Here is a 14,944-nt window from a genome sequence, read left to right on the forward strand (position 1 = left end):
CCCCTCTCCCGGCCACACCCTCCTCCCGTCCACCCCCGGCGCCCTGTTAGCCCCAGGGGTTGTGGCTACGTAGCCGGTGCGGGCTCAGTTGCCTCAGCCTTTCGGGAACGGGCCTGGCTCACAGCGTGCGACGAGGTCGCTTCCTCGTAGCCGCAGGTGCGCAGCACGCCGTCGCCGATGAGCAGGCCGGCGGCGACGAGCACCAGCGAGCCACCGGCGAGTGCCAGCGTTTGCGGGTTGACAATCGCCAGCGCTTGGTTGATCCCCGCCGCCGCCTCGGCGCGCTCCTTGTCGTAAATGCCCAGACCTTCCTGCAGCTTGGCGTTCACGTTCTGGATCGCGGCGTTGATCTGCGCATGCACGTGCTCGAGACCCGGGATCTTCACCTGGGTGAGGATGCCCAGCGGGATGAGCAGGAGCAGCGGCGCGGTCAACCCGGCCAGCGCCGCGATGCACTTGCCGTCCACCTCGCGCGGCGCCTCCGGTTCGACTGGTGTAGGCGGGTCAACAGGCGCCGGCTTTTCGATCGGCGTGGCAGGGACCAGCGGCACTGCCGGGATGACGGTGACCTCAGTAACTGTGGTGCTTTCGACCTCCAGCTTGATCGAGATGATGTTGGTGATGGTCGTGCCATCGCCGCTCGTCCACGCGAGTTTGATGTCCCCGGACACCGGAGACCCGTCGTTGCGGATGATGGTCCAGGTGTTGTCGGGGTTGGGGCGGGTGGAGTGGGAGGGGGCGTCGGTAAGCACAATCAGCTCTCCCCCGCTGCCTGGGACGGTGACCGTAATGGAGCCGTCCGAGTTCGGGTGCGTGAGGCGGATCGTCGCGGCTTCCGTGACCTTAACGACGTAGCGGGCGATGAGCTGACCGTGCTCGTTGCGCACCTCGATCTCGGCCTCACCGGTAGCACCCGGGCGCGGCGTGATAATCAGCGTGTCGCCCTCGCGGCCGACGGTGATGATGTCGCCGCCGCGCACTACGGTGTGCGTGCCAGCGCCGATGCGCAGGCGATGCGTCGCGTTGTTGGGGATGGTGACGGTGTGCGTCGGCACCGCGGCCGGGGTGATGGTGACGACGTAGCGGGTGTCCGTCCGGCCGCGGTTGTCGAGCGATTCAACGATGACCTGGCCCTGCGCCCCGTCGCGCGGGACGAAGGTGAAAGAGTCGATGAGTTTCTGCTCGTCCACGTGCTCGGCGCCGGAGACGATAGTGAGGTTCGTGCCCGTCAGCTGGAGCGTGTCCAAACTCGTGATGTTGTGCGTGACCACATCGATCGGCACCGGGGTAATGGTCAGCGTCGTGCGGACGATGACGTTGCCGCGGGCGTCCTTCTCCTCGATGACCACGTTGCCGTCCGCACCCTGCTTCGGGTCGAGGATGATTGCGCCCTCCGCGTCGCTGTTCTCGTCGACGAGATTGTCACCTGAGACGAGGGTGAGCGTGTTCGACTGGTCGCGGCGCGTAACGCGGAACTGCGTGCGGTCGGTGATGTCGATTGAGACCAGCTTCGTCTTGACTACGGGAACAGTCGACTCGACTTTGAACGTGTAGCGGAAAGTTGGCCGGTTCTTGCCATCCAGAATCTCAACGACAGCGTTACCGTTTGCCCCGTCGATCGCCTGCACGTTCAACTCGCCGCCGTTGCGCGACACCGTTACGACGTCGCTTCCTGAGACAAGGCGGTGGGTGGCATCGGCGGGAAGGTCAAGGGTGTAATCCCCGCCGTCATAAAGGTTGAAGGTAACTACGCGGACCTGCGGGGTCGTATCCACCACGGTGATGCTGAACCGGTGCTCGTTACCCGTCTTGTCGGTGATCAGAACCGTGGCTTTCCCGCTGACCCCGTGCTTCGCGGTCACCAGCAACTGTCCGTTCTTCTCCTCTACGGTGACGAGGTCGTCGCCGCTCTGTAGCCTCCACGTGGTGCCGGGGTTGCGCAGAGTCGGGTCGTCGATGGTGAACTGGTCGCCGGATTCGAGCGTCGCTAGGGAAACCTTGGTCGCCGGGCGGATGACGATGGAGATCGTGTGACGCACCGTGTTGCCGCGGGCGTCCTTGATCTCCACGGTGAACTGCTTGCCGTTGGAGTCTGGCTTCGGAGTGATGAGTAGCTGGTCGCCGTCGACACGCGTATCGACGTTCCCGCCACCAGAGGTGATGCCCCAATTTCCGCCTGCGGGGATAGTGAACACACCGGTGCCGGGCTCGCCGTTGAACGTCCAGGTGTTCGAGGTGGTGTGGGTCTTCGGGGTAGCGTCACCTGCGGAAAGAGTCGGCGCGGTGTTGTCCACCGTGATCTTGTACTCGTGGTCGCGCCCGTTCGCGTCTGTAATCACAACGATGACGTCGCCCTTCGCGCCCGGCTTGGGGGTGATGAGGAGACCTTGGGCGTCTTTGGTCACGCTGACGAGCGAAGCCCCCTGCGTTACCCGGTAGGTCCACTCGCCCTTCGTGGCGACGGGGAGTGTTTTGGACGGCTCGTTGTGGTTGTAGACGAAAATGTACTCAAAATCGAAGTTTGCTGACGTGGTGGTTGTTGTGGTCGTTGACGTGGTGTGAACGTTCGGCTGGGCGATGGCCGTGACGGTGCTTGTGCATACTGCACCGGCAACGGCGAGAGCAATGACTTGCTTTTTTAGGTTTGGGCGACGCATTCCTGTGCTCCTGTGGAGAAGTGTGAGGGAGTTCAGCGTTTGCTTAAGACACGCTGCCGAGACGAAAGCCTAAACACAGTTGACGTTCAGCGCGCTTTAAGCATTGTTGGGCAAATCATCAAAACCTGGGATTGTATAGCTAGGAGCAGGTAGCTCGCGGTCAGCGCGAGTAACATTGCAGGAAACATGTATCTACAAGAGTGTTTTGTCTACTCAAGTGGGCGCCTATACACCACACCTTTACGGGGGTAGTGGAGCGACACGCCGAAGGTGAGGATTTTTCTTACAATGTCCACAATCGTGAGCGGAATGATGCGGATTGCGCACAAGAGCGACGCGGAAATCCGGGAACTGTATGCTGCGGCCCGCAGCGCCGGAGTGACCGTGTTCGACCATGCGGATATTTATGGCGGGGGGCATGAATGTGAGCGTCGATATGCGCAAGCTCTGGCACTGAGCCCTGCTGAGCGTGCCGAGATCACCCTGCAGACTAAGACTGGGATCTCACTCGATCCGGCGATGTACGACCACTCGTACGTGCACATCGTGCGCGAAGTGGAGGAATCGCTGCGTGCGCTGCGGACGGATTACCTGGACGTGTTGCTGCTGCATCGGCCGGATGCGCTGGTGGAACCGGAGGAGGTGGCTCGCGCGTTCGACGAGCTGGAGGCGTCCGGGAAGGTGCGCGCGTTCGGAGTATCCAATCACACACCCATGCAAATTGAGCTGCTGAAGACGACGGTGCGTCAGCCGCTCACCGTGAACCAGGTGCAGTTCTCGCTCGCGCATGCGGACCTTGTGGCGGAGGGCATAACCGCCAACGCGGCGGGACCGGCGTTCACCGGGGTGGTGGATCACGCGAGGTTGACGGGGATGACGCTGCAGGCGTGGTCGCCGCTGACCGGTAGCCGCGGCAGCGTCTTGAACGCCCAGGCCTACCCGGAGCTCAACGCCGAGCTCGAGCGCTTGGCCAGCGAGTATGGGGTCTCGCCCACGGCGATCGCCGTCAGTTGGATTACGCGCCACCCGGCCGGCTTCCAGGTCGTGCTGGGGAGCACCAACCCATCGCGCTTCACGGCCGCCGCTGCCGGTGCGGACATCTGCTTGACCCGTGAGCACTGGTACCGGCTCTACCGCGCCGCTGGCTATCCCCTGCCCTAGCGGCGTGCGAGCTTTCGGGCGCGTACGCGCCACCGCTCCGGGAGGCGCCTTTGCGGCGGCGACGTGGCAAACCCGCGCATCATCGAATACCACCCACGGGCGAAGCGCCTTCGGCGCTGTGCGCTCCCCTTCAGCGCTCGGCCGTCCATGGACACTTCGAGCCAGGAAACGTAGCGGACCGTCTCGTCGGGGCGAACGGCAAAGGACAGCTGGATGTCGTCGTGGACTTGGGTATCCGCCAGGTCTAGGCCGTCGCGCACACGCTGCCACCACGCCGCGCGAAACGAGCAGTTGGTGCCGAAAAGTGGCGGGTGCCCCAAGGCCGAGCCGACGCTTCGGCGGTATGCGCCCAAGTAGACGCCACTGACCCACTGCGGCATGGTGTCAAAGACGGCGTGCCCGGCGACAGCGACCGTGTCGTCGGCGGCGCAATGCCACAGCGCTTCGATCTGCTGAAGGTAATCAGGCGGTACAACTGCGCCGGCATCGGTTCGCACGATGATGTCGGCGCCGAGTTCAACTGCCCTATCGTAGCCGGCTGCCGCGGCCCAGGTAATCCCGACGCGGTGCTCGGTGACCACGTCCGCGCCGTACGCCTTTGCAATAGCGGCTGAGCTGTCGGTTGAGGCGTTGTCGACGGTGATGAGGGCGTCGGCAAGCCGTGCCTGTGCCTTGAAGCTTTCTAAGCAGCGACCGAGAAGCTCGGCGCCGTTGCGGCATGGGATCACCACCGCGATGGTTGGGACGAGCAAACGGTTGGGCATCGGCGGATTAATCCATCTGCAGCACGGTGCGTAACTCCGCGAAGCGCTCCGGGCGCACCCTGTGGGTGACCGTTCGCCCGGCGCGGGTCTTCTCCAGCAGCCCGGCCTCGACCAGCTTCTTCAGGTGGTGGGACACGGTGGGCTGGCTCAGGCCCGATTGTTGGGTGAGCCCGCTGACGCTGATGGGCTCGCACCCGTCCTGCGCGATCTGCGATAACAGCTGCAGCCGGCCCGGATCGGACAGGACCTTGAACAGCGCTGCGTACCGCTCGGCCTCCTCGCACGAGAGCAATCCGGAACCCAACGAGCAACACTGCGTGCTGCGCTCCGGTGACACGGGGATCCCCGTTGCCTTGTCCACCTGCACGCCCCGCCTCCTAGTATTGACAGGCATCAATGTATCCCTTAGCGTTCATATCGAAAACCATCGATGCGTTCAAGGTGTGATCGTGCCACAACAAACCCAAACCCAGCAACAACCATCTGGCCTCTCCTTCCTCGATCGGTACTTGCCGGTCTGGATCATGCTCGCGATGGCCGTTGGCCTAGCGCTCGGTCGCGCACTACCGGGTCTGAGCAAGGCGCTTGAGTCCATGGAAGTCGGCGGGATCTCGCTTCCCATCGCCCTTGGGTTGCTCATCATGATGTACCCGCCGCTGGCGAAAGTTCGCTTTGACAAGACGAAGGAGATCGCGACCGATAAGCGGCTCATGGCGGTGTCCATCGTGCTGAACTGGCTGGTTGGCCCCGCGTTCATGTTCACCCTCGCCTGGGTGTTCCTGCCGAACGAGCCGGAACTTCGCACCGGTTTGATCATCGTCGGGCTCGCGCGCTGCATCGCGATGGTGCTGGTGTGGTCCGACCTCGCGTGCGCGGACAGGGAAGCAACCGCCGTGCTGGTGGCGATCAACTCCGTTTTCCAGCTGGCCATGTTTGGAGTGCTCGGCTGGTTTTACCTTGAGGCGCTGCCGAGCATGCTGGGTCTGCCCACAACGTCTGCGGACTTCTCCTTCCGCTCAATTGCTACGTCGGTGCTGGTGTTCCTCGGCATCCCCCTGCTGGCGGGCTTGGCCTCGCGCATCATTGGGGAGAAGACCAAGGGGCGGACCTGGTACGAAGCGCGGTTCTTGCCCGCCATCTCCCCGCTAGCGCTGATCGGCCTGCTGTACACAATCGTCCTGCTATTTTCGCTCCAGGGCGAGCAGATCACGGCGCACCCTTGGACCGTAGCCACCCTCGCCCTGCCGCTGCTGTGCTACTTCGTGGGCATGTTCGCAATCGCCCTCGTGGTGGCGAAGCTTGCCGGCATGGGTTACGCGCAGGCCGCCTCCGTCGCGTTCACCGCAGCTGGCAACAACTTCGAGTTGGCTATCGCGGTTGCCATCGGAACGTTCGGCGCAGCCTCCGCCGAGGCGCTGGCCGGCACAATCGGCCCACTGATTGAGATCCCGGTGCTCGTTGGTCTGGTGTATGTCATGAGGTGGATCGGTCCCAAACTCTTTCCCGGTGACAAAACGTTGCCCAGCAACCAGCGCTTTGCCACCACCCCAGCCTAGAAAGGTCAATCAGCCTTGCAATCGATTCCCCAGGTCCTGTTCGTGTGCGTCCGCAACAGCGGAAAGTCCCAGATGGCGGCTGCCCTCGCCCGCAAGCACGCGCAGGGACAACTCGAGGTGTTCTCCGCCGGAACTCAGCCCGGTTCCTCGCTCAACCAGTTGGCGGTCGAGGTGATCGCTGAAGCAGGAGCCGACATGTCGGCTGGCAAACCAAAGGCCATCGACCCCGACATCCTGCGCACAGCTGACCGCGTGGTGGTCATTGGCGAGGAAGCGCAGTTGGAGATGCCGGCCGACGCGGCAGGCACGCTCGAGCGCTGGCTTACCGACGAGCCGTCCAACCGCGGCATCGACGGCGTCGAACGGATGCGCCTCGTCCGAGACGACATCGATGACCGAGTGTGCGACCTCGTCGCTGAACTGCAGGGATAGGCGCATGCAAAAGGCCGGCCCTTAACAAGAGCCGGCGCACGCTTTCCCCGAACGCGGTGAGCTTAGATCAACTTGCCGATGATCTTGAAAATGGTGGACAAACCACCCTCCTTCAGGATGCGCGGGGTGAACAGGTCCTTCACGCCGGCGGCGGAGTTTATGATGCCGTCGGTTACCTCAAGACCCTTCTTTGCGTTGTCCAGACGCTGGCTGGTGATGTCGATCTGGGCGCGATCGCGCTCGTTGCGCTCCTGCCACGAAAGCTCCGGTGCGTTCTCGGTAGTCACCGTCGTTGCGGTGGCGGTCTCAGCGGCCTGCGCTGGGGTGCCGGCGAGGATCATTGCGCCCGCCAAGACGGATGCCGCTGCTGCGTTGGTGAACTTCTTCATGGTGTCCTCCTTCAAGTGGTGGTCGGTTGGTGTGGTTCCAGACAGTAAGCCCGCCACCAGCTCAGCTCAAGGAAAATCGGCGGTTCTGCACAGACTTGGTACGAAGGTATCTTCGCAGGTCAAAAGGTGATTTACCGCTGCACGTTGCGTGGTCTGCGTGAACCCGCGAGTGACGCTCTCCGAGGCCATGCAAGCCTGCTGGAACCCAAGGGCACGTTCGTCCATCCGCCGGAACCTCCGTGCCGAAATGGCGCTCCTTCTTGAGATTCTCACTTTGCATCAGAGCGCGAATCAAAGTGTGCAGAGGCAATCCAGTGACAACGAGAACGTCCGTCAGTGGACTACCGCTCGTCACCACACCGCGGGGAGGACATCCACGATTTCGCCTATGGCGAGCACCTACCCGTTTATCAACGACTGCCCCAAGCTCTCCGTCTACCAACAGAACACCGTCACCCACTAGAGTTGCGGCCAATCCCGCACTCTTCCCCAACGCGCAAAACCCGCAGACCTTGCGATCTGCGGGTTTCATCTTGTGGAGCATAGGAGAATCGAACTCCTGACATCCTGCTTGCAAAGCAGGTGCTCTACCAACTGAGCTAATGCCCCAACGTTGAGCACCTCGGGGAGGTACTCGGTGGGCCTAGCAGGAATCGAACCTGCGACCTCATCGTTATCAGCGATGCGCTCTAACCGACTGAGCTATAGGCCCTGAACCGAGATAGAACATTACCCAGCGACTTAGATTGCACCAAATCGCCAGGTAAGAGGCCTAAACTCGGTTCGACATCGTGTAGGTTACACCGCCGACCAAGTCAGCGATCGCGTTGTAAATCACCGCAATCAGGGGGGCCATAACGGCGGTGAAGACTACACCGATGAGTCCGAGCAGCGCGGCGCCGGAGAGCACGAGGGTCATGTCGATCACCTGGTCACCGCCGACACCGCCGATAAGCGAGTTGACGGAGTCCACCACCCCGGCGCGCTCGAGGCCGTAGTAGATGATCGCGGCCGCGATCATCCAGGCCACGAACCCGACCAGGGAGAGCAGGGTGGCTACCTTGAACACCGAACCGACACCAATGTGCTTGACGGCGACTTTGCGTGCTGCCATGGGTTACTCCTCGTCCTCGGACTCGTCGTCAGCCGGAGCCTCAGCGTCGCCGGCTCCGGAAGCGTCGGTGATGCCGGACTCGATCTCGTCGTCGTCCTCCCAACGCTCGCCGGAGACACCCAACTCAGAACCCTCGCCGCCGGCGCTCGAACCGGTGTCGCCGGAGTGGCTGGAGGATGCGGTGGCCTCCTGGGCCTCCTCCATCGTCTTCTGGCCGGTCGCCACGGCGGTGGCTTCCTCTTCGCCCTCGTCTTCGACGTTCTTGTCGATGGCGAGGAGCTCGACACCGTCGTTAAGATCGACCAACCGCACACCCATCGTCGCGCGCGAGGACGGGCGGATCTGGGATACCTCGGTGCGGATCACGCCGCCGGCGGAGGTGATGGCGAAGATCTGGTCCTCTTCATCTACGGCGAGTGCGCCGACGAGCTTGCCGCGCTTCGGGGTGTACTTGAACGTCATCACGCCCATGCCGCCGCGGCCCTGGGTGTTGTACTCCTCAATCGGTGTGCGCTTGCCGTAGCCGCCGGTAGTGGCCACGAGCAGGTACTCGCCGTCCTTCACCACGGCCATGGACAAAAGTTGGTCGTCGCCGCGGAAGCGCATGCCCTTCACACCGGCGGTGGCGCGGCCCATCGGGCGCAGCTGGTCGTCGTCGGCGGTGAAGCGGATGGCCTGGCCCTGCTCGGAGACGAGCAGGAGGTCGTCGTCGCAGCCGGCAAGTGCCGCGCCGATCAGGGCGTCGCCCTCGTTCAGGTTGATGGCGATCAGCCCGGCAGAGCGCGCGGACTCGTAGTCGGACAGGTGGGACTTCTTCACGCGGCCGTCGCGGGTCGCCAGCACCAGGTACGGCGCGTCCTCGTAGGACTGAATCTGGATGACCTGCGCGATCTTCTCCTCCGGCTGGAACTCCAGCAGGTTGGCCACGTGCTGGCCGCGCGCGGTGCGCCCGGCCTCGGGGAGCTCGTAGGCTTTGAGACGGTACACCCGTCCAAAGTTGGTGAAGAACAAAATCCAGTCGTGCGTGGAGCAGATGAAGAAGTTCTTCACCACGTCGTCCTGCTTCAGCTCGGCGCCGCGGACGCCCTTGCCACCGCGCTTCTGGCTCTTGTAGGAGTCGACCTTGGTGCGCTTGGCGTAGCCGGTGGAGGTAATGGTGACCACCACGTTCTCACGGGCGATCAGGTCCTCCTCGGTCACGTCGCCGGTGGCGGCGACGATGCGGGTGCGGCGCTCGTCGCCGTACTTCTCGGCGATTTCCGCGAGCTCCTCGCCCACGATCTGGCGCTGGCGCTCCGGCTTGGCCAGGATGTCCTTGTAGTCCGCGATCTGCAGCTCGATCTCTTTAAGGTCGTTGACAATCTTCTCGCGCTCCAGCGCCGCCAGGCGGCGCAGCTGCATTGCGAGGATTTCGTTGGCTTGGATCTCGTCGACGTCGAGAAGCCTCATCAGCCCCTGGCGCGCATCGTCGACGGTTTGGGAGCTGCGGATCAGCGCGATGACCTCATCCAGCATGTCGAGGGCTTTGACCAGGCCGCGCAGGATGTGGGCGCGTTTTTCTGCTTCGTCGAGGCGGTACTGGGTGCGCCGGACGATGACTTCGATCTGGTGCTTGACGTAGTAGCGCAGCATCTGGTCGAGGCGCAGGGTGCGCGGCACGCCGTCGACGATGGAGAGCATGTTGGCGGAGAAGTTCGTCTCCAGCGCGGAGTGCTTGTACAGGTTGTTCAGCACCACGCGCGGCACCGCGTCGCGCTTGAGGGTGACCACGATGCGCATACCCACGCGGTCGGAGGACTCGTCGTCGATTGCGGCGATGCCGACCATTTTGCCGTTGGCGATCTGCTCGGCGATGCCGTGGATGAAGTTGTCTGGGTTGACCTGGTACGGCAGCTCCGTGATCACGATGACCTGGCGCTTGCCCACCTCTTCGATCTCGGTCACGCCGCGCATGCGAATCGATCCGCGGCCGGTGGTGTAGGCGTCCTTGATGCCGCTGTCGCCGACGATGAGGCCCGCAGTCGGGAAATCCGGGCCCTTCACGCGCTCCATCACGGCGTCCAGCGTGGTTTGCTCATCGGCCTCGTGGTTGTCCAGGATCCACTGGATCGCGTCCGCCAGCTCGTTTAAGTTATGCGGCGGGATGTTGGTGGCCATACCGACGGCGATGCCGTTGGAGCCGTTCATCAGAAGGTTCGGCACGCGCGACGGCAGCACCGTCGGCTCCTGGGTCTTGCCGTCGTAGTTCGGCACGAAGTCGACGGCGTTCTCGCGAATGTCGCGCACCATCTCCATCGCGATCGGGGTGAGCTTGCACTCCGTGTAACGCATGGCTGCCGGGCCATCGTTGCCGGGCGAGCCGAAGTTACCCTGGCCGTCAACAAGCGGGTAGCGCATGGACCACGGCTGGGCCATGCGCACAAGCGTGTCGTAGATCGCGGAGTCACCGTGCGGGTGGTAGTTACCCATCGTGTCCGCGACCGGCTTCGCGCTCTTAACGTACGAGCGCTCCGGGCGGTAGCCGTTGTCGTACATCGCGTAGATGATGCGGCGGTGCACCGGCTTCATGCCGTCGCGCACGTCAGGCAGCGCGCGGCCCACGATCACGCTCATCGCGTAATCGATGTAGCTGGTTTGCATCTCCTCGTTGATGTCGATGGGATGGATGCGGTCGAAGCCGTCGCCGCTGAGGGTGTCGTCAGCCATAGCTCACCTTTCTGTTTCGCTCTCAAGGCAGTCTATCGCCCCGCTAGCGGCCCGGCACCGCCGACGCTGGTATCAAAGTGGTATGGCTATGACGCTGAGACTAACCGCAGAGGAGGACAAGGCGCTCGTGCTGCTCGCCTCGGCGTGGGGGTGCTCCAAGCAGGAGGCGGCGCGGCGCGCGGTGGTGTCCGCAGCATCGCGCATGCTCGAAACCGCAGAGGTCAAGGCCTTGGCGCGCGACATGATCCCGGAGTACCGCGCCACCGAAGCCCGCATTCGCCAGGCCCGCGCATGACCCCGGAGCAGCTGCTGGCCATTGCTGACGAGTTCTGCCCGCTGTACAAAACGCAGATCCGCTCGTTCGCGGCGATCGCCGCCTGCGCCGCCATTCCTGACGCACGCATCCACGGTGTGCGCGTGTGCGGCTCGGCGCGGGAGGGGGCTTTCTTGCTTGCCGACGCCATCACCACCTTCAAACCCCTCACCTCCCACAACGACGCGTTCGCCGTGATCGCGCGCGACGTCTACTTGCGCCTACAGTGAGGTGCATGAAGAAAACCACCGCGGTCGCTGCATCGGCGACCCTCGCAATCGCCATGGTCGCCGCCCCCAGCTCCAGCGCGCGCGACTACCAGATGGACCCGAACGACCCGTCTATTCAAACCCCGGACAAGCCAGCTCTGGGCAGCGCGTACACCGGCAGCGCGCCGCTGTCGATCACGCTTGCCGTCCTCGCCACCGCGGCAGCGGTGCAGCTCATCGTCGACTCCGTGCCGCAGATCCGCCAGGCCGTCGACGACGCGGCAGCCGCAGCCGGCCTGCAGTGGGTGCCGGGTTCCTCCGAGGGCAACCGCATTTTCGACGTCCCGGCGTGGATCGCTTTCGCTCAGAACTTCCAGCTCCCGGCACTGCCCCCGGCGGCGAACTAGGCCGAGTAGCGGCCAGTTGTTACGCGTGTTACTGTTGATGCCGTTGTGGTTGCAGTGACGTAAGGTGCTGTGGTGGAAGAGCCATAACACCTCGGCGGCTTGCGTCTGATCAGGCGTTGGCCGCTTCCGCTTTTCTTCGGCGGTAGGATCGGGCAGCATGACTGACTTAAAGGCACTGCTCTCCCCCGCCAACCGCGAATCCGTGGTGAAGGAACTCTCCGCGCTTGTGGACACCACGGTGTCCAACCAATCCGGCCTCACCGGCATGGCGCTGAAGTCCGCCGTCGCCGCCGGCAAGAAAGCTGACGCAGACGCTATCCCCAAGGGCGTGAACCGCTTCCTGCCGCAGATCGTCGACGAGCTGCAGCCGCTGTTCAACGCCTACGAGGGCGGCAACGCCGCGAACTTCGGCGCGTACCTTTCCCACAACGAGGACGACGTCGTGGAGAAGATTCTCAACGCAGCCGACGCCGCCACCGGGGAGATGCCCGGTGCAGTGCAGAAGGTCTACTCCTCGCTGCGCGGCAAAGCCGGCAAGATCATCGGTCCCGCGCTGCCGGAATTCGGCGCCATCGTGGAGAAGTACGCCAAGTAGCGCGCCCGGGCCCGCGGGCCCTCCCCCTAGACGTCCAGGAAGCGGACGTCTTTCGCCTTGCGGGTGATGAAGCTGCGGCGCGCCGCCACGTCATCGCCCATGAGGATGGAGAACAGCTCGTCGGCGCGCTGCGCGTCCTCGAGCTCCACCCGGCGCAGGATGCGGGTCTCCGGGTCGAGGGTGGTCTCCCACAGCTCCTTGGCGTTCATCTCGCCCAGACCCTTGTATCGCTGGATGCCGTCGTCCGTGTTGATCTTGCGGCCCGCCTCCAGGCCCGCGGCGAGCTGCTCGTCGCGCTCGCGGTCGGAAAACGCGTAGCCGGGCTCGCCCTTCTGCCACTTCAGCTTGTACAACGGCGGGTTAGCCAGGTACACGTGGCCTTGCTCAATCAGCTCCGGCATGAAGCGGAACAGCAGCGTGAGCAGCAGCGTCGCAATGTGCTGGCCGTCCACGTCCGCGTCGGCCATCAGCACGATCTTGTGGTAGCGCAGCTTCGCAATGTCGAACTCGTCGTGGATGCCGGTGCCCAGCGCCGTAATGATCGCCTGGACCTCGGCGTTCTTCAGCACGCGGTCCATGCGCGCCTTCTCCACGTTTAAGATCTTGCCGCGCAGCGGAAGAATTGCCTGGTGCATGGAGTCGCGGCCGCCCTTCGCGGAACCGCCCGCGGAGTCGCCCTCCACGATGAACAGTTCGCTTTTCGACGGGTCCTTGCTCCTGCAATCCGCCAACTTGCCAGGCAGACCGCCCAAATCGGTCGGCGACTTGCGGCGAACCAAGTCGCGAGCCTTGCGAGCCGCTTGGCGAGCCTGCGAAGACTGCACCGCCTTGTTCACAATCGCCTTCGCCTCGGCCGGGTTGGCGTCGAACCAGTCGGACAGGTTCTCGTTCACCGCGCGCTGGACAAAGCCCTTGATCTCGGTGTTGCCAAGCTTGGTCTTGGTCTGGCCCTCGAACTGCGGGTCAGCGACACGCACAGAGATGACCGCGGCGAGGCCCTCCCGGCAGTCGTCGCCGGTGAGGTTGGGATCCTTGTCCTTGATCAGCTTGTGCTCGCGCGCGTAGCGGTTCATCAACGTGGTCAGCGCCGCACGGAAGCCCTCCTCGTGGGTGCCGCCCTCGTGCGTGTTGATGGTGTTGGCGAAGGTGTGGACCGACTCCGCGTAGGAGGAGTTCCACTGCATGGCGATCTCCGCCTCGTGCTCGGTGCCCTTCTGCTCGAAACCGATGACGGTCGGGTGGATCTCCGTCTTCGACTTGTTCAGGTACTCGACGTAGTCGATCAGGCCGTTCGGGTAGTGGTACTCCACCTTCTTCTCGCGCTTGCGCTTGACGTCGGACGCAGCGTCACCAGTCTCCTCGACAACCGCCTCAGCGTCGTCGTCGAAGGAATCGCCCTCGATCAGCGCGGCGGTGTCGCCCTCCTCCGCGATGGCTTCGAGCTCGAGCTCTTCGTCGGTCACGCGCTCGTCTTTCAGCGTGATTGTCAAGCCCTTGTTCAAAAACGCCATCTCTTGAAGGCGGCGGGCAATGGTGTCGTAGTTGAACTCGACGGTTTCAAAAATCTCCGGGTCCGGCCAGAACCGGATGGTGGTGCCGGTGCCGCGGGCGTTGCCGCCCTCCACCAGCGGGTCTGGCACAGCGTTGTCGAAGTTCTGCAGCCAGTGCTTGCCGTCGCGCTTAATATCCGCCTCGACGCGGGTAGACAGGGCGTTCACTACGGAGATACCCACACCGTGCAGGCCGCCGGAGACCGCGTAAGACTCCGAGTCGAACTTGCCGCCGGCGTGCAGCTGGGTCATGACGACTTGGACGGTCGGCGCGCCCGAGGGGTGCATTTCCACCGGGATGCCGCGGCCGTTGTCCACGACTTCCACTCCGCCGTCCGCGAGCAGCGTCACGTCAACGCGGTCTGCGTGGCCTGCCATGGCCTCGTCCACAGAGTTGTCCACGACCTCCCACACCAAGTGGTGCAAACCGCGGACACCGGTGGAGCCGATGTACATGCCTGGGCGTTTGCGGACGGCCTCGAGGCCTTCCAGGATGGTGATGGATGAGGCGTCATAGTGCGGTTCTTTATCAGCCACGGAAACGGACACTCCTCTTTCTCTACAAAGCGCCTATACAGCGTTTTAACCTGTCTCATCTTACACCCTTAGGGGGTCATGCCCGGTAGCAGCTAAACCGGCGAGACGGCGTTTCTCGCGCCGATTTCGCGGTCGCGCTATCCGTAGGTGTCGCGCGGGCCACGGCCCTTGACGTGCAGGGGACCTTTGCGCCACGACGGCGCCTTCGGGCCGTAGATGTGCAGCCTGGTCACCACGTCGGGGCCGACTTTTTCGCTGATAGCGCGCAAAACTGTGGCCTGCATGTACTTCATCTGCGTGGCCCACGCGGTGGTGTCGCACTCGATATGCACTTCGCTGTCCTTAATCATGCGCACGGTGGTGTGCTGCGCGATCTTCTCCCCGACCAGGGTTTCCCAGTTGCCCATCACCCAGCCGTAGGCCATGTTCTCCGACCAGTCGCGTTTTTTGATTTCGGTGCCCACAAGCGAGCTGAAGGACTTCACCCGCATGGCTTTCGGAAGAGCGCGGCCGTCCATCCCGGTGGCGCGGCCTCGGGTGGGGCGGGGTGTGGG

At 63.6% G+C, this 14,944-nt stretch carries 15 protein-coding genes and 2 tRNA genes; 7 read left to right on the plus strand and 10 right to left on the minus strand.

Going from position 1 to position 14,944, the window contains the following annotated elements:
- Positions 1-65: 65 nt before the first annotated feature.
- Positions 66-2,657, minus strand: coding sequence for a hypothetical protein (locus V6D40_RS10645; protein WP_334290342.1), 2,592 nt, complete (start codon positions 2,655-2,657; stop codon positions 66-68).
- 309 nt (positions 2,658-2,966) lie between these two features.
- On the opposite strand from V6D40_RS10645, the gene V6D40_RS10650 reads away from it, so the two are divergent.
- The gene (locus V6D40_RS10650) at positions 2,967-3,818 is read left to right on the plus strand and encodes an aldo/keto reductase (RefSeq protein ID WP_334290355.1); all 852 of its coding nucleotides are present in this window, start codon (positions 2,967-2,969) and stop codon (positions 3,816-3,818) included.
- On the opposite strand, the gene V6D40_RS10655 is transcribed toward V6D40_RS10650, so the two are convergent.
- Complete coding sequence (locus V6D40_RS10655; RefSeq protein WP_334290343.1) at positions 3,815-4,582, minus strand: glycosyltransferase family 2 protein; 768 nt, start codon at positions 4,580-4,582, stop codon at positions 3,815-3,817. The genes V6D40_RS10650 and V6D40_RS10655 overlap by 4 nt on opposite strands.
- A 7-nt stretch (positions 4,583-4,589) precedes the next feature.
- Positions 4,590-4,886: an ArsR/SmtB family transcription factor gene (locus V6D40_RS10660; protein WP_442891916.1), complete on the minus strand. Its 297-nt coding sequence runs from the start codon at positions 4,884-4,886 to the stop codon at positions 4,590-4,592.
- A gap of 220 nt (positions 4,887-5,106) precedes the next feature.
- Between V6D40_RS10660 and arsB the strand changes: the two genes are divergently transcribed.
- On the plus strand, positions 5,107-6,138 hold the full coding sequence (arsB, locus tag V6D40_RS10665) for an ACR3 family arsenite efflux transporter (protein ID WP_334290356.1): 1,032 nt from the start codon (positions 5,107-5,109) through the stop codon (positions 6,136-6,138).
- Between the two features lie 15 nt (positions 6,139-6,153).
- Positions 6,154-6,570, plus strand: coding sequence for an arsenate-mycothiol transferase ArsC (locus tag V6D40_RS10670; protein WP_334290345.1), 417 nt, complete (start codon positions 6,154-6,156; stop codon positions 6,568-6,570).
- Between the two features lie 62 nt (positions 6,571-6,632).
- Here V6D40_RS10670 and V6D40_RS10675 read toward each other — a convergent pair whose 3' ends face one another.
- From V6D40_RS10675 to gyrA, 5 genes are all read right to left on the minus strand, one after another.
- Positions 6,633-6,959: a hypothetical protein gene (locus V6D40_RS10675; RefSeq protein WP_334290346.1), complete on the minus strand. Its 327-nt coding sequence runs from the start codon at positions 6,957-6,959 to the stop codon at positions 6,633-6,635.
- A 536-nt stretch (positions 6,960-7,495) separates the two neighbouring features.
- Positions 7,496-7,568: transfer RNA gene (locus V6D40_RS10680), tRNA-Ala, on the minus strand.
- A gap of 29 nt (positions 7,569-7,597) precedes the next feature.
- Positions 7,598-7,671 (minus strand) — tRNA-Ile (locus tag V6D40_RS10685).
- A 60-nt stretch (positions 7,672-7,731) separates the two neighbouring features.
- Positions 7,732-8,073, minus strand: a complete 342-nt coding sequence (locus tag V6D40_RS10690) for a DUF3566 domain-containing protein (RefSeq protein ID WP_334290347.1) — start codon at positions 8,071-8,073, stop codon at positions 7,732-7,734.
- 3 nt (positions 8,074-8,076) lie between these two features.
- The gene (gene gyrA / locus V6D40_RS10695; protein WP_334290348.1) at positions 8,077-10,779 is read right to left on the minus strand and encodes a DNA gyrase subunit A; all 2,703 of its coding nucleotides are present in this window, start codon (positions 10,777-10,779) and stop codon (positions 8,077-8,079) included.
- A gap of 82 nt (positions 10,780-10,861) precedes the next feature.
- Between gyrA and V6D40_RS10700 the strand changes: the two genes are divergently transcribed.
- The 4 genes from V6D40_RS10700 (at position 10,862) to V6D40_RS10715 (ending at position 12,303) form a co-directional block, all read left to right on the plus strand.
- Complete coding sequence (locus V6D40_RS10700) at positions 10,862-11,074, plus strand: CopG family transcriptional regulator (RefSeq protein ID WP_334290349.1); 213 nt, start codon at positions 10,862-10,864, stop codon at positions 11,072-11,074.
- Complete coding sequence (locus V6D40_RS10705; protein WP_334290350.1) at positions 11,071-11,322, plus strand: TetR family transcriptional regulator; 252 nt, start codon at positions 11,071-11,073, stop codon at positions 11,320-11,322. Before V6D40_RS10700 ends, V6D40_RS10705 begins: the two co-directional genes overlap by 4 nt.
- Before the next feature lie 5 nt (positions 11,323-11,327).
- Complete coding sequence (locus tag V6D40_RS10710; RefSeq protein WP_334290351.1) at positions 11,328-11,708, plus strand: hypothetical protein; 381 nt, start codon at positions 11,328-11,330, stop codon at positions 11,706-11,708.
- Between the two features lie 157 nt (positions 11,709-11,865).
- Positions 11,866-12,303: a DUF6918 family protein gene (locus V6D40_RS10715; RefSeq protein WP_334290352.1), complete on the plus strand. Its 438-nt coding sequence runs from the start codon at positions 11,866-11,868 to the stop codon at positions 12,301-12,303.
- A 26-nt stretch (positions 12,304-12,329) separates the two neighbouring features.
- On the opposite strand, the gene gyrB is transcribed toward V6D40_RS10715, so the two are convergent.
- Both gyrB and V6D40_RS10725 read right to left on the minus strand, forming a co-directional pair.
- On the minus strand, positions 12,330-14,390 hold the full coding sequence (gene gyrB / locus V6D40_RS10720; protein ID WP_334290353.1) for a DNA topoisomerase (ATP-hydrolyzing) subunit B: 2,061 nt from the start codon (positions 14,388-14,390) through the stop codon (positions 12,330-12,332).
- A 137-nt stretch (positions 14,391-14,527) separates the two neighbouring features.
- A partial coding sequence (locus V6D40_RS10725; protein WP_334290354.1) for a DciA family protein occupies positions 14,528-14,944 on the minus strand: 417 nt, incomplete at its 5' end.

This window comes from Corynebacterium sp. Marseille-Q4381 (genome assembly GCF_036881695.1).
GTDB lineage: Bacteria > Actinomycetota > Actinomycetes > Mycobacteriales > Mycobacteriaceae > Corynebacterium.